Source organism: Pseudomonas sp. BP01, from assembly GCF_022760795.1.
Lineage (GTDB): Bacteria > Pseudomonadota > Gammaproteobacteria > Pseudomonadales > Pseudomonadaceae > Aquipseudomonas > Aquipseudomonas putida_Q.
Genome location: NZ_JAFBKA010000008.1, coordinates 160,231 through 185,166, shown reverse-complemented (window position 1 = coordinate 185,166; position 24,936 = coordinate 160,231). Strand labels below are relative to the sequence as shown.

17 protein-coding genes are annotated in these 24,936 nt (G+C 63.9%); 9 read left to right on the top strand and 8 right to left on the bottom strand.

The features are described 5' to 3' along the window. Positions 1-174: 174 nt before the first annotated feature. Both JOY50_RS09970 and putP read right to left on the bottom strand, forming a co-directional pair. Positions 175-1,011 (bottom strand): 23S rRNA (adenine(2030)-N(6))-methyltransferase RlmJ, encoded by an 837-nt coding sequence (locus JOY50_RS09970; protein ID WP_016501929.1) that lies wholly within the window; start codon positions 1,009-1,011, stop codon positions 175-177. A gap of 185 nt (positions 1,012-1,196) precedes the next feature. Next, the gene (gene putP / locus JOY50_RS09965) at positions 1,197-2,675 is read right to left on the bottom strand and encodes a sodium/proline symporter PutP (protein ID WP_132845092.1); all 1,479 of its coding nucleotides are present in this window, start codon (positions 2,673-2,675) and stop codon (positions 1,197-1,199) included. A gap of 357 nt (positions 2,676-3,032) precedes the next feature. On the opposite strand from putP, the gene putA reads away from it, so the two are divergent. The 8 genes from putA to yccS all read left to right on the top strand — a co-directional run bounded on the left by putA (position 3,033) and on the right by yccS (position 18,620). After that, positions 3,033-6,986 carry a trifunctional transcriptional regulator/proline dehydrogenase/L-glutamate gamma-semialdehyde dehydrogenase gene (putA, locus tag JOY50_RS09960; protein WP_243055138.1) on the top strand — a complete coding sequence of 1,318 codons (3,954 nt, stop codon included), beginning with the start codon at positions 3,033-3,035 and terminating at the stop codon, positions 6,984-6,986. 435 nt (positions 6,987-7,421) lie between these two features. After that, a complete protein-coding gene (locus tag JOY50_RS09955) occupies positions 7,422-9,224 on the top strand; it encodes an acyl-CoA dehydrogenase (protein WP_243055137.1) in 1,803 nt (600 codons plus the stop codon). A 32-nt stretch (positions 9,225-9,256) separates the two neighbouring features. Further along, positions 9,257-10,699 carry a TldD/PmbA family protein gene (locus JOY50_RS09950; RefSeq protein ID WP_132845106.1) on the top strand — a complete coding sequence of 481 codons (1,443 nt, stop codon included), beginning with the start codon at positions 9,257-9,259 and terminating at the stop codon, positions 10,697-10,699. Continuing rightward, positions 10,699-12,018, top strand: coding sequence for a TldD/PmbA family protein (locus tag JOY50_RS09945; protein WP_243055136.1), 1,320 nt, complete (start codon positions 10,699-10,701; stop codon positions 12,016-12,018). Before JOY50_RS09950 ends, JOY50_RS09945 begins: the two co-directional genes overlap by 1 nt. A 127-nt stretch (positions 12,019-12,145) precedes the next feature. Further along, entirely contained in the window at positions 12,146-13,573 is a 1,428-nt protein-coding gene (gene mdtD / locus JOY50_RS09940) for a multidrug transporter subunit MdtD (RefSeq protein WP_132845110.1), read from the top strand. A 113-nt stretch (positions 13,574-13,686) separates the two neighbouring features. Further along, positions 13,687-15,024: an ATP-dependent RNA helicase DbpA gene (dbpA, locus tag JOY50_RS09935; protein ID WP_231995348.1), complete on the top strand. Its 1,338-nt coding sequence runs from the start codon at positions 13,687-13,689 to the stop codon at positions 15,022-15,024. A 147-nt stretch (positions 15,025-15,171) separates the two neighbouring features. Continuing rightward, positions 15,172-16,353 (top strand): NAD(P)/FAD-dependent oxidoreductase, encoded by a 1,182-nt coding sequence (locus tag JOY50_RS09930; RefSeq protein WP_132845112.1) that lies wholly within the window; start codon positions 15,172-15,174, stop codon positions 16,351-16,353. 83 nt (positions 16,354-16,436) lie between these two features. Then, positions 16,437-18,620, top strand: coding sequence for a YccS family putative transporter (yccS, locus tag JOY50_RS09925; RefSeq protein ID WP_132845115.1), 2,184 nt, complete (start codon positions 16,437-16,439; stop codon positions 18,618-18,620). 130 nt (positions 18,621-18,750) lie between these two features. Here the strand turns inward: yccS and JOY50_RS09920 are convergent, their stop codons facing one another. Then, the gene (locus JOY50_RS09920; RefSeq protein WP_132845117.1) at positions 18,751-19,488 is read right to left on the bottom strand and encodes an ABC transporter substrate-binding protein; all 738 of its coding nucleotides are present in this window, start codon (positions 19,486-19,488) and stop codon (positions 18,751-18,753) included. Between the two features lie 153 nt (positions 19,489-19,641). Between JOY50_RS09920 and JOY50_RS09915 the strand changes: the two genes are divergently transcribed. After that, on the top strand, positions 19,642-20,094 hold the full coding sequence (locus tag JOY50_RS09915) for a GNAT family N-acetyltransferase (RefSeq protein ID WP_132845119.1): 453 nt from the start codon (positions 19,642-19,644) through the stop codon (positions 20,092-20,094). 98 nt (positions 20,095-20,192) lie between these two features. On the opposite strand, the gene JOY50_RS09910 is transcribed toward JOY50_RS09915, so the two are convergent. The 5 genes from JOY50_RS09910 to JOY50_RS09890 all read right to left on the bottom strand — a co-directional run bounded on the left by JOY50_RS09910 (position 20,193) and on the right by JOY50_RS09890 (position 24,875). Then, complete coding sequence (locus JOY50_RS09910) at positions 20,193-20,489, bottom strand: helix-turn-helix domain-containing protein (protein WP_003249396.1); 297 nt, start codon at positions 20,487-20,489, stop codon at positions 20,193-20,195. Positions 20,490-20,501: 12 nt separating this feature from the next. Beyond that, complete coding sequence (locus tag JOY50_RS09905) at positions 20,502-21,002, bottom strand: M48 family metallopeptidase (RefSeq protein WP_026034674.1); 501 nt, start codon at positions 21,000-21,002, stop codon at positions 20,502-20,504. Between the two features lie 39 nt (positions 21,003-21,041). Next, the gene (locus tag JOY50_RS09900) at positions 21,042-23,168 is read right to left on the bottom strand and encodes a bifunctional diguanylate cyclase/phosphodiesterase (RefSeq protein ID WP_138736307.1); all 2,127 of its coding nucleotides are present in this window, start codon (positions 23,166-23,168) and stop codon (positions 21,042-21,044) included. A gap of 212 nt (positions 23,169-23,380) precedes the next feature. Then, entirely contained in the window at positions 23,381-24,445 is a 1,065-nt protein-coding gene (fba, locus tag JOY50_RS09895; protein WP_019473576.1) for a class II fructose-bisphosphate aldolase, read from the bottom strand. Between the two features lie 100 nt (positions 24,446-24,545). Beyond that, a complete protein-coding gene (locus JOY50_RS09890; protein WP_019473575.1) occupies positions 24,546-24,875 on the bottom strand; it encodes an MliC family protein in 330 nt (109 codons plus the stop codon). Between the last annotated feature and the right edge of the window lie 61 nt (positions 24,876-24,936).

Genomic DNA, 24,936 nt, shown 5'->3' with positions numbered 1-24,936 from the left:
AACCTGTACTGGCCTCATCGCCGGCAAGCCAGCTCCCACAGGAACACCGCTGCCCTTAAGGCAGATGCAGTACTTGTGGGAGCTGGCTCCCACAGGACCACCGCTGCCTCAAGGGAGATTCGGTACTTGTGGGAGCTGGCTTGCCGGCGATGAGGCCATTACAGGCAAGTAATATTATTCGGCGATCAGCCAGTCCATGCGGTAGCTACCGTCCGTCTGGGCCAGCTCCTTGGCCAGCCACGGCAGCAGCTCCTTGAGCTCTTCTTCCAGGCCCCACGGCGGGTTGGCGATGGCCAGGCCCGAACCATTGAGGCCCTGCGGGCTGTCCTGGTGGTGCACATACAGCTCGACCCGCAGCAGTTTCGGCGCGCCGGTGCTGGTCAGATCCTGGTAGTAACGCGTCAGCGAGCGCTGGTCCTTGATCGGGTACCAGATGGCCGCGACGGTCTGGCGCATGCGGCTGATGGCCTCTTTCATGGAATTGGTGCAGCGCTTGAGCTCATCGGCCTGCTCGAACGGCGGGTCGATCAGCATGATCGCGCGCTTTTCCTGCACCGGCAGCAAGGCCCTGGGCACATGCCAGCCTTCGCCCAGGTGCACGACCACACGCGGGTCTTTTTTCATGTTCTCTTTGAGCAGCGGCCCGTCTTCAGGGTGCTTCTCGTTGAGCAGCGCACGGTCTTGCTGGCGCATCAGGCGGCGCGCCAGCTCGGGCGAACCGGGGTAGTAACGCAGCTCACCGTCGGCGTTCAGGCGCTTGATGACACGCAGGTAATCGGCAGCCATGGCCGGCACATCATCGCGGCCCCACAGGCGGGCGACGCCTTCCAGGTACTCGCCGGTACGGGTTGCCTGATCGCCTTGCAGGTCGTAAAGACCGAGCCCTGCGTGGGTATCGATGTAGGCGAACGGCTGCTCCTTGCGCGACATCAAGGCGATGAGGCGGGTCAGCACGATGTGTTTGAGGACGTCGGCGTGGTTGCCGGCGTGGAAGGCGTGACGATAGTTCATGGCAACTCCTGCGGGGGTGGCAAGTTTACCTTGCCTTGCAGGCGGAGTCAGGCCTGGCTGCTGATCGGCGGCGCCTGCTTCGCGGATAAACCCGCTCCCACAGGGCCTGCACAGTTCTCAAACCCTGCGCAGTACCTGTGGGAGCGGGCAAACCCGCGAAGAAGGCAACGCCGACTCAACGGCTATTACTTGTCAGCGTGATACGCCGCGTCTGCAGTCTCGAAGCGCTGCACCATCGCTTGCGACGGGCTGCCCAGCTTGCTCACCAGAACGATGGCGATGCTCGCCAGCAGGAAGCCCGGGATGATTTCGTACAGGCCCCAGGTATCGATCTGCTTCCACAGGATCACGGTCAGTGCACCGACCACGATACCGGCCAGCGCGCCGTTACGGGTCATGCCTTTCCACAGCACCGAAATCAGCACCACCGGGCCGAAGGCGGCGCCGAAGCCGGCCCAGGCATAAGCCACCAGGCCCAGCACGCGGTTTTCCGGGTTGGCAGCCATGGCGATGGCAATCAGTGCCACGGCCAGCACCATCAGGCGACCGACCCACACCAGCTCGACCTGCGAAGCGTTCTTGCGCAGGAAGGCCTTGTAGAAGTCTTCGGTCAATGCACTGGAGCACACCAGCAGCTGGCAGCTCAGGGTGCTCATCACCGCCGCCAGAATGGCCGACAGCAGCACGCCGGCGATCCATGGGTTGAACAGGATCTTGGCCAGCTCGATGAAGACACGCTCATGGTTCTCGGTGACCGGGCCTGCCAGGTCAGGGTTGGCCGAGAAGTAGGCGATGCCGAAGAAGCCCACGGCGCAGGTACCGGCCAGGCACAGGATCATCCAGGTCATGGAGATGCGGCGAGCCTTGGCGATGGATTTCACCGAATCGGCGGCCATGAAACGCGCCAGGATGTGCGGCTGGCCGAAGTAGCCCAGGCCCCAACCCATCAGCGAGATGATGCCGATGAAGGTGGCACCTTTGAACATGTCGAAGTTGGCCGGGTTCACCGCCTCGATGGCAGCAAAGGTGGTGTCGAAGCCGCCAGTGGAAATCAGCACGATCACCGGGGTCAGGATCAGCGCGAAGATCATCAGCGAAGCCTGCACCGTATCGGTCCAGCTCACCGCCAGGAAGCCACCCACGAAGGTGTAGGCGATGGTAGCTGCGGCGCCAGCCCACAGGGCAGTCTCGTACGGCATGCCAAAGGTGCTTTCGAACAGACGGGCACCGGCAACGATGCCAGAGGCGCAGTAGATGGTGAAGAACACCAGGATGACGATCGCCGAAATGATACGCAGCAGGCCGCTATTGTCTTCGAAACGGCTGGCGAAGTAGTCCGGCAGGGTCAGCGCATCACCGTTGTGTTCGGTCTGCACCCGCAGCCGGCCGGCCACGAACAGCCAGTTGAGGTAAGCACCAACGGTCAGGCCGATGGCGATCCAGGCCTCGGACAGGCCCGAGAAGTAGATGGCGCCCGGCAGGCCCATCAGCAGCCAGCCACTCATGTCGGATGCGCCGGCAGACAGCGCGGTGACCACGCTACCCAGGCTGCGACCGCCCAGAATGTAATCGGAAAGGTTGTTGGTGGCGCGATAGGCCGCGAAGCCGATCAGCACCATTGCCGCGATGTAGACCACGAAAGTGATCGTTAGTGGATTGCCCATGCGTGTGCCCTGGCGTTTGTTTTTATCTCATGCACAACCGCAGCCATGGCGGTTGCACCCAGGCGGCGAATCCTATGCAACAACGCAAAGCAGGTGCAACCATTTTTCACTTGCAAGTTGCACCCGCTTGAGCATTTTTTGTAAAAGCCGCTTTTTTGCTCCTTTTTGGCGCATCAACCCGGTTTTTCAGAATAAAACGCACCGTAAACGCTCCTTTTGAGGGTGTGGAAATGTCTGTCAGACGAGTTGCACCTTTTACACAAAAAATTCGGGTTGCACCTGGTTGCACCCGAATTGTCCTACAGCTACTCTTGGCGCCAGCTTAGGCCACAGCCGTGGCAATAACGAGGATAAGAAATGGCGACGACCACCCTTGGGGTCAAACTCGATGACCCGACCCGTGAGCGACTCAAGGCAGCTGCGCAGTCGATTGACCGCACGCCGCACTGGTTGATCAAGCAAGCGATCTTCAATTATCTGGAGAAGCTCGAGGGTGGTGCCACCCTGACCGAACTCAACGGCCACGCCACCAGCCTGGCTGATGATGCCGGTGATGTTCAGGCCGACCACAGCCACCAGTGCTTCCTCGAATTTGCCGAAAGCATCCTGCCACAGTCGGTACTGCGCTCGGCGATCACCGCCGCCTACCGCCGCCCCGAGCAGGAAGTGGTACCCATGCTGCTGGAGCAGGCGCGCCTGAGCGCACCGCTGGCCGAAGCCACCAACAAGCTGGCCGCTGGCATCGCTGAAAAACTGCGCAACCAGAAGAGCGCTGGCGGCCGTGCCGGCATCGTCCAGGGCCTGCTGCAGGAGTTCTCGCTGTCGTCCCAGGAAGGCGTGGCGCTGATGTGCCTGGCCGAAGCCCTGCTGCGCATCCCCGACAAGGGCACCCGCGATGCGCTGATCCGCGACAAGATCAGCACCGGCAACTGGCAGCCGCACCTGGGCAACAGCCCGTCGCTGTTCGTCAACGCCGCCACCTGGGGCCTGCTGCTGACCGGCAAGCTGGTCAGCACCCACAACGAATCCGGCCTTACCTCCTCGCTCACCCGCATCATCGGCAAGAGCGGCGAGCCGATGATCCGCAAGGGCGTCGACATGGCCATGCGCCTGATGGGCGAGCAGTTCGTCACCGGCGAGACCATCGCCGAAGCCCTGGCCAATGCCAGCCGCTTTGAGGCCAAGGGCTTCCGCTATTCCTACGACATGCTCGGCGAAGCCGCACTGACCGAGCACGACGCGCAGAAGTACCTGGCGTCCTACGAGCAGGCTATCCACTCGATTGGCAAGGCCTCCCATGGCCGCGGCATCTATGAAGGCCCGGGCATCTCCATCAAGCTGTCGGCACTGCACCCGCGCTACAGCCGCGCCCAGTACGAGCGCGTGATGGAAGAGCTGTACCCGCGCCTGCTGTCGCTGACCCTGCTGGCCAAGCAGTACGACATCGGCCTGAACATCGACGCCGAAGAAGCCGACCGCCTGGAGCTGTCGCTCGACCTGCTGGAGCGCCTGTGCTTCGAGCCGTCGCTGGCGGGCTGGAACGGTATCGGTTTCGTTATCCAGGCCTACCAGAAACGCTGCCCGTACGTGATCGACTACGTCATCGACCTGGCCAAGCGCAGCCGCCACCGCCTGATGATCCGCCTGGTGAAAGGCGCCTACTGGGACAGCGAGATCAAGCGCGCCCAGGTCGAGGGCCTGGAAGGCTACCCGGTCTACACCCGCAAGGTGTACACCGACGTGTCCTACGTGGCCTGCGCCCGCAAGCTGCTGGCCGTGCCAGAAGCCATCTACCCGCAGTTCGCCACCCACAACGCCCATACCCTGTCGGCCATTTACCACATTGCCGGGCAGAACTACTACCCGGGCCAATACGAGTTCCAGTGCCTGCACGGCATGGGCGAGCCGCTGTACGAGCAGGTGGTCGGCAAGATTGCCGATGGCAAGCTGAACCGCCCGTGCCGCGTCTATGCACCAGTCGGCACCCACGAAACGCTGCTGGCCTACCTGGTGCGTCGCCTGCTGGAAAACGGCGCCAACACCTCGTTCGTCAACCGCATCGCCGACCACTCGATTTCCATCCAGGAACTGGTCGCCGACCCGGTCGCCAGCATCGAGCGCATGGGCACCCAAGAAGGCAACATCGGCCTGCCGCACCCGCGCATTCCGCTGCCGCGTGACCTGTATGGCACCGAACGGGCCAACTCGGCCGGCATCGACATGGCCAACGAACACCGCCTGGCGTCGCTGTCCTGCGCCATGCTGGCCACCGCTCACAACGACTGGAAGGCCGCCCCGCTGCTGGCCTGCGCCGCCAGTGAAAGCGCTGCCGCGCCGGTGCTGAACCCGGCAGACCACCGCGACGTGGTCGGCCACGTGCAGGAAGCCACCGTGGTTGACGTGGACAACGCCATCCAGTGCGCACTGAACGCCGCGCCGATCTGGCAGGCCACCCCGCCCGCCGAGCGTGCTGCCATTCTGGAACGCACCGCCGACCTGATGGAGGCCGAAATCCAGCCGCTGATGGGCCTGCTGATCCGCGAAGCCGGCAAGACCTTCGCCAACGCCATCGCCGAAGTGCGTGAAGCCGTGGACTTCCTGCGCTACTACGCCGTGCAGGCACGCAACGACTTCAGCAACGACGCCCACCGCCCACTGGGCCCGGTGGTGTGCATCAGCCCGTGGAACTTCCCGCTGGCGATCTTCACCGGCCAGGTAGCTGCGGCGCTGGCTGCCGGCAACCCGGTGCTGGCCAAGCCTGCCGAGCAAACCCCGCTGATCGCCGCCCAGGCCGTGCGCCTGCTGCTGGAAGCTGGCATCCCCGAGGGCGTGCTGCAACTGCTGCCAGGCCGTGGCGAAACCGTCGGTGCCGGCCTGGTCGGTGACGAGCGTGTCAAAGGCGTGATGTTCACCGGTTCCACCGAGGTTGCCCGCCTGCTGCAGCGCAACGTCGCCGGCCGCCTGGACAACCAGGGCCGTCCGATCCCGCTGATCGCCGAAACCGGCGGCCAGAACGCGATGATCGTCGACTCCTCGGCACTGACCGAGCAGGTGGTGATCGACGTAGTGTCCTCGGCCTTCGACAGTGCCGGCCAGCGTTGCTCGGCCCTGCGCGTGCTGTGCCTGCAGGAAGACTCCGCCGACCGCGTGATCGAAATGCTCAAGGGCGCCATGGCCGAAAGCCGCCTGGGCTGCCCGGACCGCCTGGCCGTGGACATTGGCCCGGTGATCGACGCCGAAGCCAAGGCCGGCATCGAGAAGCACATCCAGGGCATGCGTGAGAAAGGCCGCGCGGTCTATCAAGTGGCCATTGCCGATGCTGCCGAGGTCAAGCGTGGCACCTTCGTGATGCCAACCCTGATTGAACTGGACAGCTTCGACGAGCTGAAGCGTGAAATCTTCGGCCCGGTGCTGCATGTGGTGCGTTATAACCGCCGCAACCTGGATCAACTGATCGAGCAGATCAACAACTCCGGCTACGGCCTGACCCTCGGCGTGCACACCCGCATCGACGAGACCATCGCCAAGGTGGTGGAAAACGCCAACGCCGGCAACATGTACGTCAACCGCAACATCGTCGGTGCAGTGGTGGGCGTGCAGCCGTTCGGTGGTGAAGGCCTGTCTGGCACCGGCCCGAAAGCCGGCGGCCCGCTGTACCTGTACCGCCTGCTGTCGACCCGCCCGGCCGACGCGATTGGCCGCCACTTCCAGCATCAGGATGGCGAAGGCAAGCCAGACCGCACCCTGCACGAACAGCTGGTCAAGCCGCTGCACGGCCTGAAGGCCTGGGCACAGAGCAACCAGCTGGCCGACCTGGCTGCGCTGTGCGACCAGTTCGCCAGCCAGTCGCAGAGCGGCATCGCCCGCCTGCTGCCAGGCCCGACCGGCGAGCGCAACAGCTACACCATCCTGCCGCGCGAGCACGTGCTGTGCATGGCGGACAACGAGGCTGACCTGCTGGCGCAGTTGGCCGCAGTACTGGCCGTCGGCAGCTCGGCGGTGTGGGCAGACGGCGAGCCTGGCAAGGCCCTGCGTGCCCGCCTGCCGCGTGAGCTGCAGGCCAAGGTCAAGCTGGTGGCGGACTGGAACAAGGATGACGTGGCGTTCGACGCCGTGATTCACCATGGCGACTCGGACCAGCTGCGCAGCGTGTGCCAGCAGGTGGCCAAGCGTGCTGGTGCGATCGTCGGGGTGCACGGGCTGTCCAGCGGGGATCACCAGATTGCGCTGGAGCGGTTGGTGATTGAGCGGGCGGTGAGTGTGAACACTGCGGCTGCCGGCGGTAATGCCAGCTTGATGACCATTGGCTGATTGCCGTTGATAAAAAAGGGGAGCTTCGGCTCTCCTTTTTTATGGGCGCATATCTTGAGATGTTTGGCGCCTGTGAGATCGAGCGCCGCCCGCGCGGCGCTTCGCAGCACAAGGCTGCTCCTACATCTGTTTCGGGCCAATATCGCCTGTGCCAGACGCGCGCGACCGCCCTGTTTGTACGACGCGATTTCTAGGTATGCACCAAGGCGGTCGCGCGCAAATCCCACAGAAAAGACTGGCCCGAAACAGATGCAGGAGCAGCCTTGTGCTGCGAAGCGCCGCGCGGGCGGCGCTCGGTCTCACAGGCGCAGAAAACATCAAGGCAAGCACCTGTATGCCCCACCCGTTCTAAACCCATATCACCCAAACCTATTAACCTCCCCCCACCCCACCCGATTCCCTACACTCGCAGCATCCCGCCTCAGGACCGCCACCATGCCCGAGACCCTGCTCAGCACCCGAAACCTGGCCTTCGAGCTCTATGAAGTGCTCGACGCCCAAGCCCTCACCCAGCGCCCGCGCTTTGCCGAGCACAGCCGCGAAACCTTCGACGCGGCGCTGACCACCGCGCGCACCATCGCCGAAAAGTACTTCGCCCCGCACAACCGCAAGGCCGACGAAAACGAGCCGCGCTACGTGGACGGCCGCGCTGAACTGATCCCCGAGGTCAAGCCTGCCGTCGATGCCTTCCTCAAGGCCGGCTTCCTCAACGCCAATCGCGACTTCGAGGTCGGCGGCATGCAGCTGCCCAGCCTGGTCTCGCAGGCCTGCTTCGCTCACTTCCAGGCTGCCAACGCCGGCACCACGGCCTACCCGTTCCTGACCATGGGCGCAGCCAACCTGATCGAGAGCTTCGGCACAGAGGAACAGAAGCGTCTGTTCCTGCAGCCAATGATCGAGGGCCGCTACTTCGGCACCATGGCCCTGACCGAACCCCACGCAGGCTCGTCGCTGGCCGACATCCGCACCCGCGCCGAACCTGCGGGCGACGGCAGCTACCGGCTCAAGGGCAACAAGATCTTCATCTCCGGTGGCGACCACGAACTGTCGGAAAACATCGTGCACATGGTGCTGGCCAAGCTGCCGGACGCACCGCCTGGGGTGAAAGGCATCTCGCTGTTCATCGTGCCCAAATACCACGTCAACCCCGACGGCAGCCGTGGCCCGCGCAACGACGTGCTGCTGGCCGGGCTTTTCCACAAGATGGGCTGGCGCGGCACCACCTCCACCGCGCTGAACTTCGGCGACAACGGCCAGTGCGTCGGCTACCTGGTCGGCCAGCCGCATCAGGGCCTGGCCTGCATGTTCCAGATGATGAACGAAGCACGCATCGGCGTGGGCATGGGCGCAGTGATGCTCGGATATGCCGGCTACCTGTATTCGCTGGAATATGCCCGCCAACGGCCGCAAGGCCGGCTGCCGGACAGCAAGGACCCGCTCAGCCCGGCGGTGCCGATCATTGCGCACACCGATGTGAAACGTATGCTGCTGGCACAGAAGGCTTACGCGGAAGGCGCCTTCGACCTGGGCCTGTACGCCGCGCGCCTGTTCGACGATACCCACACCGCCGATGACGAAACGTCCCGCACACAAGCGCAGGCGCTGCTCGACCTGCTGACCCCGATCGTCAAATCCTGGCCCTCGACGTTCTGCCTCAAGGCCAACGAACTGGCGATCCAGATTCTCGGTGGCCACGGGTATACACGCGAATACCCGGTGGAGCAGTACTACCGCGACAACCGCCTGAACCCGATCCACGAGGGCACCGAGGGTATCCAGTCGCTCGACCTGCTCGGGCGCAAGCTGGCGCAGAACAATGGCGCCGGCCTCAAGCAACTGATCCGCCTGATCTCCACTACCGGCGAGCGTGCAAGCCACCACCCCAAACTCGACCCACTGCGCCAGCCACTGGAGCAACTGGTCAACCGCCTGCAAGGCGTGACACTGGCCCTGCTCGGCGACATGGCCCAAGGCGAAGTCGCTGGTGCCTTGGCAAACTCGGCCTTGTACCTAAAGGCCTTCGGTCACTGCGTGATCGGCTGGCGCTGGCTGGAACAGGCCATTCACGCCGAGCTTGGCTTGCTCAAGGGCAACGCCAGCGATCGCGACTTCTACTTCGGCAAGCTGCAGGCCGCGCGTTATTTCCTGACCTGGGAAGTACCGGGCTGCCATAATGAGCTGGCATTGCTAGAGGCGCGCGACAACACTTGCCTCACCATGCAGGACGAGTGGTTCTAAGGGGGAGCCACCGTGTACACGGAGGCTTTTGCATGTTCGATTCCAGCGCCCTGCTGCGCCAGCGCTTCGCCGCGCTGCGCAGTACGGCCGAGTTGTTTTCCCTGCGCCATGTGAAACAGTCGCACCAGGCGCTGTCGGTTCGCCGCAATGTCGCCGAGCCACCCTTCTTCAGCCAGGACGAGGGCGCCATGCTCACCGTGCGGGTCAACGGCGTGGAGGCCTATGCGGCCACCGCCGATCTGTCCCAGACCGGGCTGCAACGCGCACTGGAACAAGCCGAGGCCCTGGCCCGGCAGATCGCCCCGCACAGCCTGCTCGACCTGCGCGACCAGCCAGTGACCAACGCCCGTCACGACCACACTTCGCCCAATTTCGATCAACCCGTGCCCTCCCTCGCCGACTGCCTTGGCCTGCTCGCCGCCGAATCGGCCAGCGTGCCCAAAGACAGCCGCCTGGTGGACTGGCAGGCCAGTCTGGGTGTGAGCCTGGTCGAGCAAACCTACCTGAACTCCGCTGGCGCAGAACTGCGCCATGCACAGCGTTTTCTGTTCCCGGGCCTGGGCGTAACCGCCAGCGATGGCCAGGACAGCCAGAGCCGCAGCCTGGGCCGCGACAACTTCGGCCAGCAGGGCGGTTTCGAGATCATCGAGCGCTGCGGGCTGGTCGGCGCCGCCCGGCAGGTGGCCGACGAGGCACTGCAACTGCTGATGGCCCCCAACACCCCCAGCGGCCCGCGCGACCTGCTGCTGATGCCCGACCAGATGATGCTGCAGATCCACGAGTCCATCGGCCACCCGCTGGAGATGGACCGTATTCTCGGCGACGAGCGCAACTACGCGGGCACCAGCTTCGTCAAAGCCAGCGACTTCGGCCACCTGCAGTACGGCTCCAGCCTGTTGAACGTGACCTTCGACCCGACCATCGGCGAAGAACTGGCCAGCTACAGCTTTGACGATGACGGCACCCCGGCCAGCAAGCAATTCCTGATCCGCGACGGCCTGCTGCTGCGCCCACTGGGCGGCGCGCTGTCGCAGTTCCGTTCTGGCCTGGACGGCGTGGCGAACAGCCGCGCCTGTGGCTGGAACCGTGCCCCGATCGACCGCATGGCCAACCTCAATATCGAACCGGGTGATCAGAGCCTGGAGCAACTGGTGCAAGGCATCGAGCACGGCATCCTGATGCGTACCAACCGCTCGTGGTCCATCGATGATGCGCGCAACAAGTTTCAGTTCGGCTGTGAATATGGCCAGTTGATTGAAAACGGCGAGCTCAAGGGCATCGTCAAGAACCCCAACTACCGCGGCATCTCCGCGCAGTTCTGGCGCAACCTGTCGGCCGTCGGCGACCGCAGTACCTTCCAGGTGCTGGGCACGCCCAATTGCGGCAAGGGCGAACCCAACCAGGTGGTGCGGGTCGGCCACGCCTCGCCGGCCTGTGTGTTCCGCCAGATCGATGTATTCGGAGGAGACGCCTGATGAAGCACGCTTTCGAAACGCTTGTCGGGGATGTGCGCGCTGCCCTGCAAGCAGGCGAGCAGTTCACCCTCGGCTACAGCGCAGAACACTCGCAGTTCGTGCGTTTCAACCACGCCAAGGTGCGCCAGGCCGGTGAAGTGAGCCAGGCAAGCGCCCAGCTGCGGCTGGTGCGCGATGGCCGCCAGGCGGAACAGCAGGTGACCTTGAGTGGCGACGTGCAACTGGACCGCCAGCGCCTGAGCGATGCCCTTGAGCAACTGCGCCAGACCTTGCCGCTGCTGGCCCTCGACCCGTACCTGCGCCTGGACGAAAGCGCCTGGCACAGCCACAGCCTGCAGGACCATCCCCTGCCCGCACTGGACGAAGTACTGGCCCTGCTCGACCGCGAAGCAGGCGAGCTGGACCTGGTCGGCATCTACGCCGCCGGCCCGATCTGCCGGGGCTTCGCCAGTTCGTTCGGGGCCTTTGGCTGGCACCAGGCCAACAGCTTCAACGTTGACTGGAGCCTGTTCCACGAAAACGGCCAGGCAGTTAAGGCCAACTATGCCGGCCAGCTGTGGAGCGCCGACGACTTCACCGAGCGCCTGCGCCAGGCACGTGAACAGCTAGGCTTCCTCGGTCGCCCTGCGGTCACCCTCAAACCCGGCAACTACCGCGCCTACCTGGCGCCTGCGGCCATGGACGAAATCGCCGGCATGCTGTGCTGGGGCGGTTTTTCCGCACAGGCCCTCGCCACCGGCAACAGCGCCTTGCAGCGCCTGTATAACGGCGATGCACAATTAAGCCCGCTGGTAAGTTTCACCGAGCAGGTCAGCGGCTCGCTGAGCCCGGCGTTTTCCGATGAGGGGGCGCCACGCCTGGATGTGCCGTTGGTCCAGCAAGGCAAGGCGCAGCAACGCTTGATCTGCGCACGCAGTGCGGCCGAGTTCGAACTGCAGGCCAATGGTGCCGACAGCTACGAGTCGCCCTGCGCGCTCAGCCTGGCGCCTGGCAACCTGGCCAGCGAACAGATCCTTGAGCGACTAGGCACCGGGCTGTACATCAGCAACCTGTGGTACCTGAACTACTCTGACCTGCCGGCAGCGCGCATGACCGGGCTGACCCGCTTCGCGACCTTCTGGGTGGAAAACGGGCAGATCCAGGGGCCGGTGAGCACCATGCGCTTCGATGACAGCCTTTACAGCTTGCTGGGTAGCCAGCTGGAGGACCTGACCCGGGAGCGCGAGATGATCTTGTCGACCAGTACCTATGGCCAGCGCAGTACCGGGTCGAGCCATTTGCCCGGGGCACTGGTCAAAGGCCTGACCCTGACATTGTGACTGGACCTGCCGGCCCTTTCGCGGCTAAAGCCGCTCCCACAGGATGTCCACTGCCCTCAAATGTAGTGATATCCCTGTGGGAGCGGCTTTAGCCGCGAAAGGGGCGGCACTGACAAACGAGGAAGTCATGCCTGAGCGCACCCCGCTGGACCCCGTCACCGCCCGCTGGATCCCCTGGGTGGTGGCCATCGCTTTCTTCATGCAGTCCCTGGACGGCACCATCCTCAACACCGCGCTGCCGGCCATGGCCCGCTCGCTGGCCGAAGACCCGTTGCGCATGCAGGGCGTGATCATCGCCTACATGCTCACCGTGGCCCTGCTGATCCCCGCCTCGGGCTGGATCGCCGACCGTTTTGGCACCAAGCGCATCTTCTTCAGCGCCATCCTGCTGTTCAGCTTCGGCTCGCTGCTGTGCGCAGCAGCCAATAGCCTGGGCTTCCTGATCTTCGCCCGCGTGGTACAGGGCCTGGGCGGTGCGCTGATGCTGCCGGTCGGGCGGCTGGTGGTGCTGCGCGCCTACCCGCGCAGCGAGCTGGTGCGGATCATGAGTTTCATCACCATCCCTGGCCTGCTCGGCCCACTGCTGGGGCCAACCGTCGGCGGCTGGCTGGTGGAAATCCTCAGCTGGCACTGGATCTTCCTGCTCAACCTGCCGGTCGGTCTGCTCGGCTGCATTGCCGTCTGGAAGTTCATCCCGGACCTGCGCGGCGCCGAGCGCACCTCGTTCGACGGGCCTGGGTTCCTGTTGTTTGGCGCAGCGATGGTACTGATCACCATCGCCATGGAAGGCCTGGGCGAGTTGCACCTGCCGCACCTGCGGGTGATGTTGCTGCTGTTCGCCGGCATGGCCTGCCTGGCCGCCTACTGGCTGCGCGCCGGGCGCGACCCGGAGCCGCTGTTCTCGCCCAGCCTGTTCCGCGTGCGCACCTTCGCCATCGGCATCCTCGGCAACCTGTTCGCCCGCCTGGGCAGCGGCGCCCTGCCCTTCCTGGTGCCGCTGCTGCTGCAGGTGGCGCTGGGCTACTCGCCCTCCCAGGCCGGTATGAGCATGATCCCGCTGGCGGCAGCGGCCATGCTGGCCAAGTCTGTCGCAAGGCCGCTGATCGAACGGTTTGGCTACCGCATCATCCTCACCGGCAACACCTTGCTACTGGGCCTGCTGCTGGCCAGCCTCGGCCTGGTCGACGAGCAGACACCCTACGCAGTGCTGCTGATCCAGCTGGGCCTGCTGGGCGCGGTCAACTCCATGCAGTTCACGGCCATGAACACGGTAACCCTGATCGACCTCGATGACGCCAGCGCCAGCAGCGGCAACAGCCTGCTGTCGGTGGTCGCTCAGTTGGCACTGAGCCTGGGTGTGGCATGTGCCGGCGCCCTGCTGGGCGGCTTTACCGCAGCGGGCAGTGCCGAAGGCGTGGAAAGCACCCTGGGCGCCTTCCAGTTGACGTTTGTCACCATCGGCGTGATGGCCATGCTGGCGGCAGCGATCTTCCTGCAACTGGCGCCGACGGACGGAAGGCGTGCCCGTCGTCCGGAACAACACATGGAACCGTAGGGCGAATGGCCACGAGGCTGGTAGACTGTGCGGCATTTTTTCGCTTCGCAACGCAGGCCCGCCTCGTGACCACCGAATCCACCGCCTTTGCCACTCTGCCGTTGTCCGCCGCCATGCTGGCGAACCTGGACGCCCTCGGCTATGCCTCGATGACGCCGATCCAGGCCCAGAGCCTGCCCGTCATCCTCAAGGGCCAGGACCTGATCGCCCAGGCCAAGACCGGCAGCGGCAAGACAGCCGCCTTCGGCATCGGCCTGCTGAACCCGATCAACCCGCGCTACTTCGGCTGCCAGGCGCTGGTGCTGTGCCCTACCCGCGAGCTCGCCGACCAGGTGGCCAAAGAGCTGCGCCGCCTGGCCCGCGCCGAGGACAACATCAAGATCCTGACCCTGTGCGGCGGCGTTTCGCTGGGCCCGCAGATTGCTTCGCTGGAGCACGGCGCGCACATCATCGTCGGCACCCCGGGGCGTATCCAGCAGCACCTGGACAAAGGCACCCTGGTGCTCGACGGCCTGAACACGCTGGTGCTGGACGAAGCCGACCGCATGCTCGACATGGGTTTCTTCGACGCCATCGCCAGCATCATCGGCAAGACCCCGTCGCGCCGCCAGACCCTGCTGTTCTCGGCCACTTACCCGTCCGGTATCAAGCAGCTGGCCGCCGACTTCATGCGTAACCCGCAGCAGGTCAAGGTCGAGAGCCTGCACACCGACAACCAGATCGAACAGAGCTTCATCGAGATCGACCCACAGCACCGCCTGGAGGCCGTCACCCGTGTGCTCGGCCACTACCGCCCGCAATCCTGCGTGGCGTTCTGCTTCACCAAGCAGCAGTGCGAGGATGTGGTTGCTCACCTGACTGCCAAGGGTATCGTTGCCCAGGCCCTGCATGGCGACCTGGAGCAACGCGACCGTGATCAGGTGCTGGCCATGTTCGCCAACCGCAGCAGCTCGGTGCTGGTGGCCACTGACGTGGCCGCGCGCGGCCTGGATATCGATGGCCTGGACATGGTCATCAATGTCGAGCTGGCGCGTGATGCCGAAATCCACGTGCACCGGGTGGGCCGTACCGGCCGTGCCGGCGAGAAAGGTGTGGCGGTAAGCCTGGTGGCACCGGCAGAAGGCCACCGCGCCCAGGCTATCGAAGACCTGCAAAAAAGCCCGCTGCGCTGGGACTCGCTGGACAGCCTGAAGAACAAGGGCGGTGAACCGCTACTGCCGGTGATGACCACGCTGTGCATTGCCGCAGGCCGCAAGGACAAACTGCGCCCTGGCGATATTCTTGGTGCGCTGACCGGTGATGCCGGCATCCCGGGCAAGCAGGTGGGCAAGATCGCCATCTTCGACTTCCAGGCGTTTGTTGCCGTGGAGCGCGCGCTGGCCAAGCAGGCCATGCAGCGGCTGAACAGCGGCAAGATCAAGGGCCGCGCCCTGAAAGTCCGCATTCTCTGACATTTTTTGGGGTTGCTGTGCAGCCCATCGCCGGCAAGCCAGCTCCCACAGGATCACCACAGGCCTTAGGCTTGTGCAGGGCCTGTGGGAGCTGGCTTGCCGGCGATAGGCCGCACAGCGGCGCCAAACTACCAATGAGGTAACACCGTGCACTCCACCGACGTGATCATCCTCGGCGCCGGCGCCGCCGGCCTGATGTGCGCCCAGCTCAGCGCCCGCCGTGGCCGCCGGGTACTGCTGCTCGACCACGCCAACAAGCCCGGCAAGAAAATCCTCATGTCCGGCGGCGGGCGCTGCAACTTCACCAACATGTACACCGAGCCAGCCAACTTCCTGTCGCACAACGCGCACTTCTGCAAGTCGGCCCTGGCCCGCTACACCCAGTGGGACTTCATCGAACTGGTGTGCAAGCACGGCGTGGCGTACCACGAGAAGAAGCTCGGCCAGCTGTTCTGCGACAACAAGGCCAGTGACATCCTCGACATGCTGCTGGCCGAATGCGACGAGGCCGGCGCCGAGATCCGCATGCACACCAGCATCGAACACATCGAGAAGACCGAAAGCGGCTACCTGCTGCAGACCAGCGGTGGCCAGTTCGCCTGCCAGTCGCTGGTGATCGCCACCGGCGGCCTGTCGATCCCGACCCTGGGCGCGACCGGCTTCGGCTACCAGGTGGCCCGCCAGTTCGGCCACACCCTGCTGCCGACCCGCGCCGGGCTGGTGCCGTTCACCATCACCGAGCCCCAACTCAAGGCACTGTGCACCGAGTTGTCCGGCACTTCGCTGGACTGCACTGCCAGCTGCAACGGCACCAGCTTCCGCGAGAACCTGCTGTTCACCCACCGCGGCCTGAGCGGCCCGGCGATCCTGCAGATTTCGTCGTTCTGGGAAGCGGGCGATACGGTCGAGATCAACCTGCTGCCGGACCGCGATGCGCTGTGCTGGCTGCAACAGATGCAGGCCGAACGCGCCAACGCCGAACTGAAGACCGTGCTGGGTGAAGTATTCACCCGCAAGCTGGCCAACCTGCTGGCCGAGCAATGGTTCGAGTCCAGGCCGATGAAGCAGTACACCCCGGCGGAACTGGCACAGATCGCCGAAAAGCTGGCGAACTGGCAAGTGGTGCCGGCCGGCACCGAAGGCTACCGCACCGCCGAAGTGACCCTGGGCGGCGTGGATACCCGCGAAGTGTCGTCCAAGACCATGGAATCGCTTAAAAGCCCCGGGCTGTACTTCATCGGGGAAGTGCTCGATGTCACTGGCCACCTGGGCGGTTTCAACTTCCAGTGGGCCTGGGCATCGGCCAACGCCGCGGCGCAGTTCGTGTAGAGTAGAATCCATTCAGCAGCACGGAACGCTTCTTGCTGGCCCGTGCTGCAATGCATTCTTCGCTCACTGCCTAGCAGGCCATCATGTCATCGAGCTCGTTCCGTCAGTCACTGCGTCGCCTGTGGGGCCAAGACAAGTTCAGCTACAGCATCCGGGTCACCATCGCCCTCACCGGCAGCCTGGCCCTGTGCTGGTACCAGAACGAGATGGCCCTGCTGATTCCGCTGTTCCTCGGCATCATCGCCAGCGCCCTGGCCGAAACCGACGACAGCTGGCAGGGCCGCCTCAGCGCCCTGGCCGTTACCCTGGTGTGTTTCGCCATCGCTGCGCTAGCGGTCGAGTTACTGTTCCCCTACCCCTGGATCTTCGCCATCGCCCTGGCCCTGGCGGCGTTCGGCCTGACCATGCTCGGCGCCTTGGGCGAGCGTTATGGTGCGATTGCCTCGGCGACACTGATCACGGCGGTTTACACCATGATCGGTGTGGACCAGCGCGGTGGCCAAGTGACGGACTTCTGGCACGAGCCGCTGCTGCTGGTGGCGGGCGCGGCCTGGTACGGGCTGCTTTCGGTACTGTGGCAGGCGCTGTTTTCCAACCAGCCGGTGCAGCAAAGCCTGGCCAAGCTGTTCTTCGAGCTGGGCAGCTACCTCAAGCTCAAGGCCAGCCTGTTCGAACCCATCCGCACCCTCGACGTCGAGGCCCGGCGCCTGGAGCTGGCCCAGCAGAACGGCAAGGTGGTGGCAGCGCTCAACGCAGCCAAGGAAATCATCCTGCACCGGGTGGGCAACAGCCAGCCGAACTCCAAGGTCAGCCGTTACCTCAAGCTGTACTTTCTCGCCCAGGACATTCACGAGCGGGTCAGTGCCTCGCACTACCCCTACAACGGCCTGACCGAGGCGTTTTTCCACAGCGACGTCATGTTCCGCTGCCAGCGCCTGCTGCGCAAACAAGGCTCGTCCTGCCAGGAGCTGGCCCGCTCGATCCGCCTGCGCCAGCCGTTCGTGCTGGCCAGCGGTTATCCAGAAGCCCTCGAGGACCTCAACGCCTCGCTGGAGCACCTGCGCCTCCAGAACAACCCGGCCTGGCGCAGCCTGTTGCGTTCGCTGCGGGCACTGGCCGCCAACCTGGCCACACTGGACCGCCTGCTGAGCGCCGCCAGCAACCCGGACAGCCTGGCCGATACCAGTGACAGCAGCCTGCTCGACCGCTCGCCACGCTCGCTGAAAGACGTGTGGACACGCCTGCGCACACAGCTCACGCCGACCTCGCTGTTGTTCCGTCACGCCCTGCGCCTGCCGCTCGCACTGTCGATCGGCTACGGCATGGTGCACCTGATTCACCCCACCCAGGGCTACTGGATCATCCTCACCACGCTGTTCGTGTGCCAGCCCAACTACGGTGCAACCCGGCGCAAGCTGGTGCAGCGAATTTTCGGCACCGCCGTCGGCCTGACAGTGGGCTGGGCGTTGTTCGATCTGTTCCCCAACCCGGTCATCCAGTCGCTGTTCGCCGTGGTTGCCGGGGTGGTGTTCTTCGTCAATCGCACCACCCGCTACACCTTGGCCACAGCTGCGATCACGCTGATGGTGCTGTTCTGCTTCAACCAGATCGGCGATGGCTACGGCCTGTTCCTGCCACGCCTGTTCGATACCCTGGTGGGCAGCCTGATCGCCATCCTGGCGGTGTTCCTGTTCCTGCCTGACTGGCAAGGGCGACGGTTGAACAAGGCGCTGGCCAATACCCTGGCCTGCGCCAGCGTGTACCTGCGCCAGATCATGCAGCAGTATGCCCATGGCAAGCGCGACGACCTGGCCTACCGCCTGGCCCGGCGCAATGCCCATAACGCCGACGCGGCGCTGTCCACTACCTTGGCCAACATGCTGATGGAGCCAGGGCATTTCCGTAAGGAGGCTGATGTTGGCTTCCGCTTCCTGGTGCTGTCGCACACCTTGCTCAGCTACCTCTCGGGGCTGGGCGCACACCGCGACACGGCCTTGCCGGCAGAGGTGCAGGAGCAGTTGATCGAGGGCGCCGGGCAAAGCCTGGCCAGCAGCCTGGACGAGATTGCCAACGGCCTGGCCGCACGGCTACCGGTGGCGATTCACAGCGATGCCGAAGAGGCGCTGGCCAATGCCCTGGAGCAGATGCCGGAAGAGCTGGATGAACATCAGCGGTTGGTGCAGACACAGTTGGCGTTGATTTGCCGGCAGTTGGGGCCGTTGCGGACCTTGGCGGCACACCTGATCAAAGAAGGTGCCCCGGCCTGATTGCCTTGTTGCCTGTGCTGGCCTCTTCGCGGGCTCGCCCGCTCCCACAGAGACCCCACAGAACCTGAGGTGTATGGGGTACCTGTGGGAGCGGGCATGCCCGCGAAGAGGCCAGAACACGCGACAGTGGTCAGAAGCCATGCTGGCGCAACAGCCGGTCATAGCTGCCATCGGCCTTCATCGCCGCAATGGCCTGCTCGAAACGCTCGACAATGCGCTTATGCTCCGGGTGCTTCAGGCTCACCAGGATATGCAGGGTGTTCTCCCCCAGCGGCGGCTCCACCAGCATCACCCCATCACGCACTTCCTGCGGCTCACGCTGCAGGTTGTAGCGGGCCACGTACTCGTCTTCCACCGCAAGGTTCACCCGCCCTGCCGCCAGCATGCGTACCGCCGACGAAAAATTGCGCACCGGCACCTTGTGCAGACGGGTATCGGCGTCGAACTTCGGTGAATAGGCGTAATCACGTACCACCGCGATGCTGTAGGGGTACAAATCCGACTGGTCTTTGTAGTGGAACGCCTCGCCCTTGCGTTGCAGCAGGCGAATGCGGTTAGTCAGGTAGGCGTTGGAAAACTGCCCGATGTTGGCGCGCGAGTCGTTGTACCAGGCATTGATCAGTACGTCGTAGCGCCCTTCACCTACCCCCAGCAGCGCCCGCGCCCAGGGCGCTTCTTCATAGCTGCTGGTGTAGCCGGCACGGGTCAGCGCCGTGGTGACGATGCTGGTCGCCAGGCCGCCGCCCGGCATGTTGGCATCCGTGAACGGTGGCCAGCTGTCAGCCACCAACCGTAGCTTGTCGTGACCCAGGGCGGGTGTTGCCAGCATCATTGCCAGTAATCCCAGCACACAAAGCAGTGGCCGCATGCTCACGTCCTTTCGCTATGGAGGGCACACACTCCCGACGAGATTACACAAAGCTGTTGCAGAGGGCAGCGGCCAATAGTGTCATTTAGCCTCTATTTTGGCCGAAGCACAGACGACGTGCGATGATCGACTACCCACTCAAGGAGTTCGCCAATGTCCATCGACTGGCTTTGCAAGCACCACACCGACCTCGGCAAGGACCAGCTCTACGCCATTCTGCAATTGCGCACCGAAGTGTTTGTGGTCGAGCAGCGCTGCGCGTACCAGGAAGTCGATGGCCAGGACCTGAGCGGCGATACCGTGCACCTGATGGCCTGGCAGGACGACAAGCTGGTGGCTTATCTGCGCTTGCTCGACCCGCAGTCCCAGGGCGGGGACGTGGTGATCGGGCGGATAGTGACCGCCCCCGAAGCGCGCGGCCTGAAGCTGGGGCACCCGTTGCTGCTCAAAGGGCTGGAGGCGGCAGAGCATTGCTGGCCGGGAGTACCGGTTTACCTGTCGGCGCAGGCGCATTTGCAGGGGTTTTATGCCCGCCATGGGTTTGAGGTGGTGGGCGAGGAATATGTTGAAGATGACATCCCGCACATCGGGATGCGCAAAGGCTGAAATTGCCGGGGGTGCTTTGCACCCCTTTCGCCGGCAAGCCAGCTCCCACAGGTTCCGCGCAGGCCTGGGCGATGGGCTGCACAGCAGCCCCAAATTCTTCAGGGGTAACCCAGCACTTCGCGGATCTGCCGCAGATGGCGGATGATCCACTGCTTGTCGATCGCCCCCCAATCATGAATGCGGTAATGCCCGGCGTGGTTGCGTGCGCCTTCCTGCTGTTCGAACTCGCAGACGATATCCAGGTCGGCCAGGGCGGCGATGGTGTCCTGGGCCGTGCGCCGCGGCATGCCGGTAGCCTCCATCAGGGCGGGCACGCTGGTCGCGGTCTGGCTGTCGATCAGCCAGGCGACGTACAGGCGACGGTAGAAGCTGCTCTTGGTCTTGCTCACTTCCATGCTGCGTGGTCCTTAGCAGTTGCCTGGCAGCTCCCGATAGGTCAGGTAGACGCGCAGGTCGAATTCCAGTTGGTGGTAGTCCGGCTCCATGTGCTGGCAGAGCTGGTAGAACGCCTTGTTGTGGTCGCGCTCGCGCAGGTGCGCCAGTTCGTGCACCACGATCATGCGCAAGAACTGCGGCGCAGCTTCCTTGAACAGCGAGGCAATGCGGATTTCCTTCTTCGCCTTGAGCTTGCCGCCCTGCACCCGCGACACCGCCGTGTTCAGGCCCAGGGCCCGATGGGTCAGGTCGAGACGGTTGTCGAACAGCACCTTGTCCAGGTTCGGCGCACTGCGCAGGTATTGCTGGCGCAGATCCTGGGCGTAGCCGTACAGCGCCTTGTCGCTTTGCACGTCATGGCGGTCGGGGTAGCGGCGCTGCAGGTATTCGCCCAGGCGGTCGCTGTCAATCATCTGCCGCACCTGCTCTTGCAGGTGCGCAGGGTAGGCTTGCAGGTAACGTAATACGGTCATGGCGCTGCATTCGGCGTAACGAATGCCGATTCTAGCCAATCATGGCCCTGGCCAGGAGAAAATTGCCGGGAAGCCGCTGGCATCCGCAGCGGTCATTGGGTAAGCCACCAGAAAACCCTGCACGTATTCGCAGCCGTTGGCCTTGAGCCAAGCCGCCTGGGCCAGTGTTTCGACACCCTCGGCGATCACCGTGATGCAGTAGTCGGCGCACAGGCCGATGACACTGCGGACCAAGGCTGCATCCACCGCCGAATCAGGCAAGCGCGCCACCAGGTGGCGGTCGAGCTTCAAGGTGTCGATCGGCAAGTCACGCAGCATGCGCAACGAACAGTCGCCTGCGCCAAAATCGTCCAGGGCCACCCGCACCCCCAGCTCACGCAAGCGGTGTATCTGTTTGACGGCCGCATCGATGTTATACATCAGCGAGGTTTCCGCGACTTCCACCTCCAGTTGCGCCGGGTCCAGCTGGTAAAGCTGGATCACCCGCTGCAGCTCTTCGACCAGGCCGGGCATGACGAACTGCGCGCGGCTCAGGCTGATGCCGAGCACAAGGTCTGCAGGGAAGCGTTCGTACCAGGCCTGGCGCTGGGCGGCCCCCTGGCGGTAGATCCAGCTGGCCAGGCGGTTGATCAGGCGTGCTTCTTCCAGCAACGGAATAAACAGCCCAGGCGGTACGTCGCCGACGCTGGGATGCTGCCAGCGCAACAAGGCCTCGAAGCCCCGCAGACGGCCATCAATGAACGACACCTGCGGCTGATACACCAAGGTGAAGTCCTGCTGCTCGATGGCGGTGCGCACACCGTCTTCCAGCATCAGCCGCGAGCGCGCCCGGCCGTTTAGCTCCTGGTCGTAGAAACGGTACTGCTGGCGCCCGGCCTGCTTGGCGGCATACATCGCTGCATCGGCGGCGCGCAGCAGGCCTTCCACATTGGCCCCGCAGTCCGGGAAGGTGGCGATGCCGATGCTGACCCCAAGGCACACATCCAGCCCTTCGATCTGGTGGCTGATCGAAATACGCTCAAGCAACTTCTCGGCATAGCGCCCGGCCTGTTCGGGATAGGGCAGGCTGTCGAAAAGCGCGGTGAATTCATCACCTCCCATGCGTGCCAGCAAGGCCTCGCTGCCCAGGCAATCCTTGAGTTGCTCGCCCACCCAGCGCAGCACACGGTCACCGGTGTCGTGGCCCAACGAGTCGTTGATGCGCTTGAAGCCGTCCAGGTCCATGTACATCAATGCCTGTGCCTTGTCCGAACGCTCGTTGCGCAGCAGCGCACCTTCGGCCGCCTGGTAGAAACCACGGCGGTTGAGCAGGCCGGTAAGCGGGTCGGTCACGGCCTGGTATTCCAGCTGCTGGTGCAGGTTGCGCACCACCGACATGTCCAGCACGGTGACCACCATGGCCTGCTGGTCAGCCGGCAACGGTGCGCAGGACAACGCCACCGGCACCAGTTCGCCACCGAGGGTACGCAGCTGGGCATCATGCACGCGGAAAATACGCCGCCCCATGTAGGCCTGGTAGAAGTCAGACTCCCCCCACACGCTGGCACTGGCGAGTTGCACCAGGTCGAGCAGGTGCACGCCCTGCAACTGCTGCACCGGGGCCGCCAGCAAGCGCGAAATGGCCGGGTTGGCAAAACTGATGACGCCTTGGGCATCCACCACCAGAATGCCCTCGGCGGCGTTCTCCAGGATCGACGCATTGAACGCCCTGGCTGCCTCCAGCTCGCGGGTCAGGCGCTGCAGCATGCGCCGGTTGCGCTGCTGGTCGAGCAAGGCCTGCACTTTGGGCTTGAGAATTTGCGGGTCGAACGGTTTGAACATGTAGTCCACAGCGCCGCTGGCGTACCCTTTGAGCACGGCCGCTTCGGACTGTTCGTTGGCGGTGAGGAAGATGATCGGTGTCAGCCGGGTGCGCTGGCTGCCACGCATGAGCCGGGCGACTTCGAATCCATCCATCTCCGGCATCTGTACATCCAGCAAGACCAGGTCGACATCGTGTTCCAGCAACGCACTCAAGGCTTCCGTCCCTGAGCTTGCCGTCAACACTTGCCAATCCTGCCGGGCCAGCAACGCCCGCATGCTGATGAGGTTCTCGGGGTAGTCATCTACCACCAGAAGGACCGAGCTACCATCCAGTGGCTGTGGTTGAGCTTGAGCGCCATCCATGCTGCTTCTCTATTATGTGACGGACTTCAAAATACGGTTGGATCCATTATTACTCTAGTCCTGAGGTGGTAACACGCAATGCAATCAGAACGCTATCAGTGGTTCAACTGTACGGTAGCCGACTAACGGTCGGTTTGCCGAAATATGTTCCGGCTTTTTGCCAGCCATAAAAAAACCCGCATCGCTGCGGGTTTTTCACTGCTGCCAGTTGATCAGTTGACCTTGGCGGCCAGCTCACCTTTCAGGTAGCGCTGGTACATGCCTTCGAGGGAGATCGGCTTGATCTTCGAGGCATTACCGGCAGTGCCGAAGGCTTCGTAACGGGCGATGCACACTTCACGCATGGCTTTGACGGTTTCACCGAAGAACTTGCGTGGGTCGAACTCGCTCGGGTTCTGCGCCATCAGGCGACGCATTGCACCGGTGGAAGCCAGACGCAGGTCGGTGTCGATGTTGACCTTGCGCACGCCGTGCTTGATGCCTTCAACGATCTCTTCGACCGGTACACCGTAGGTTTCCTTGATGTCGCCGCCGTACTGGTTGATGATCGCCAGCCACTCTTGCGGGACCGAGGAAGAACCGTGCATCACCAGGTGGGTGTTGGGGATGCGCTTGTGGATTTCCTTGATGCGGTCGATGGCCAGCACGTCACCGGTAGGCGGCTTGGTGAACTTGTAGGCACCGTGGCTGGTACCGATGGCGATCGCCAGGGCGTCGACCTGGGTCTTCTTGACGAAGTCGGCCGCTTCTTCCGGGTCGGTCAGCATCTGGCTGTGGTCCAGCACGCCTTCGGCGCCGATGCCGTCTTCTTCACCGGCCATGCCGGTTTCCAGCGAACCCAGGCAGCCCAGCTCACCTTCTACCGAAACGCCGCAGGCGTGCGCCATGGCAACGGTCTGCTGAGTAACGCGGACGTTGTACTCGTAGTCGGTCGGGGTCTTGCCGTCTTCACCCAGCGAGCCGTCCATCATCACCGAGCTGAAGCCCAGCTGGATGGAGCGCTGGCAGACATCAGGGCTGGTGCCGTGGTCCTGGTGCATGCACACCGGGATGTGCGGGAATTCTTCGATGGCAGCCAGGATCAGGTGACGCAGGAACGGGGCACCCGCGTATTTGCGGGCACCGGCCGAGGCCTGGACGATCACCGGGGAGTCGGTCTTGTCAGCCGCTTCCATGATGGCGCGCATCTGCTCGAGGTTATTGACGTTGAAAGCTGGTACGCCGTAACCGAACTCGGCGGCGTGGTCCAGCATCTGGCGCATGCTAATGAGTGCCATTGTGTATCTCTCTCCCGACAAGCGTCGTTTGTTTCGTGCAAGCCTGCCGCAGGGGCGGTTGCTGTTCAAGTAGTGTGGGCCATTCACGCGGCCCGGCCAGTCACGGTGCCTTGCAGCCCCGCCCAATCAGATCGTTGGTTGCTACCCAGTACACCAGGCCTTCTTCGCCCTTGGTGTGGAAGGCCAACATGCCATCGCTGTACAGCGCGCCCGAAGCACCCGGCTCGGACTTGAGCCGGTAGACCTGGTCACCGCCGCCAAGGCGCACGTCGACCTGGTCGCGTTGTGCATCGGCGAAGCGCCACAGCACTTCAGCCTGGGTATCGCAGACCCAACGGGTCCAGTCGTCTGCCGGGGCGGGTTGCGCCGGCTGCAGCAGTGAGCATCCTGCCAGTGTCGCCAGGGCCGTTACGGCCAAAAGCGCTTTCATTCAGTTTCCTCGATTTGGGGCTGCCGTGCAGCCCTTCGCGGGCTTGCCCGCTCCCACAGAG

What these genes read in the sequence shown, in the direction of transcription:
- JOY50_RS09905 (WP_026034674.1), bottom strand. Translation starts at nt 21,002, where the DNA reads ATGACCGTATTACGTTACCTGCAAGCCTACCCTGCGCACCTGCAAGAG.
- dbpA (WP_231995348.1), top strand. Translation starts at nt 13,687, where the DNA reads ATGCTGGCGAACCTGGACGCCCTCGGCTATGCCTCGATGACGCCGATC.
- JOY50_RS09945 (WP_243055136.1), top strand. Translation starts at nt 10,699, where the DNA reads ATGAAGCACGCTTTCGAAACGCTTGTCGGGGATGTGCGCGCTGCCCTG.
- JOY50_RS09910 (WP_003249396.1), bottom strand. Translation starts at nt 20,489, where the DNA reads ATGGAAGTGAGCAAGACCAAGAGCAGCTTCTACCGTCGCCTGTACGTC.
- JOY50_RS09920 (WP_132845117.1), bottom strand. Translation starts at nt 19,488, where the DNA reads ATGCGGCCACTGCTTTGTGTGCTGGGATTACTGGCAATGATGCTGGCA.
- mdtD (WP_132845110.1), top strand. Translation starts at nt 12,146, where the DNA reads ATGCCTGAGCGCACCCCGCTGGACCCCGTCACCGCCCGCTGGATCCCC.
- JOY50_RS09915 (WP_132845119.1), top strand. Translation starts at nt 19,642, where the DNA reads ATGTCCATCGACTGGCTTTGCAAGCACCACACCGACCTCGGCAAGGAC.
- JOY50_RS09950 (WP_132845106.1), top strand. Translation starts at nt 9,257, where the DNA reads ATGTTCGATTCCAGCGCCCTGCTGCGCCAGCGCTTCGCCGCGCTGCGC.
- JOY50_RS09955 (WP_243055137.1), top strand. Translation starts at nt 7,422, where the DNA reads ATGCCCGAGACCCTGCTCAGCACCCGAAACCTGGCCTTCGAGCTCTAT.
- fba (WP_019473576.1), bottom strand. Translation starts at nt 24,445, where the DNA reads ATGGCACTCATTAGCATGCGCCAGATGCTGGACCACGCCGCCGAGTTC.
- JOY50_RS09890 (WP_019473575.1), bottom strand. Translation starts at nt 24,875, where the DNA reads ATGAAAGCGCTTTTGGCCGTAACGGCCCTGGCGACACTGGCAGGATGC.
- putA (WP_243055138.1), top strand. Translation starts at nt 3,033, where the DNA reads ATGGCGACGACCACCCTTGGGGTCAAACTCGATGACCCGACCCGTGAG.
- JOY50_RS09900 (WP_138736307.1), bottom strand. Translation starts at nt 23,168, where the DNA reads ATGGATGGCGCTCAAGCTCAACCACAGCCACTGGATGGTAGCTCGGTC.
- JOY50_RS09970 (WP_016501929.1), bottom strand. Translation starts at nt 1,011, where the DNA reads ATGAACTATCGTCACGCCTTCCACGCCGGCAACCACGCCGACGTCCTC.
- yccS (WP_132845115.1), top strand. Translation starts at nt 16,437, where the DNA reads ATGTCATCGAGCTCGTTCCGTCAGTCACTGCGTCGCCTGTGGGGCCAA.
- putP (WP_132845092.1), bottom strand. Translation starts at nt 2,675, where the DNA reads ATGGGCAATCCACTAACGATCACTTTCGTGGTCTACATCGCGGCAATG.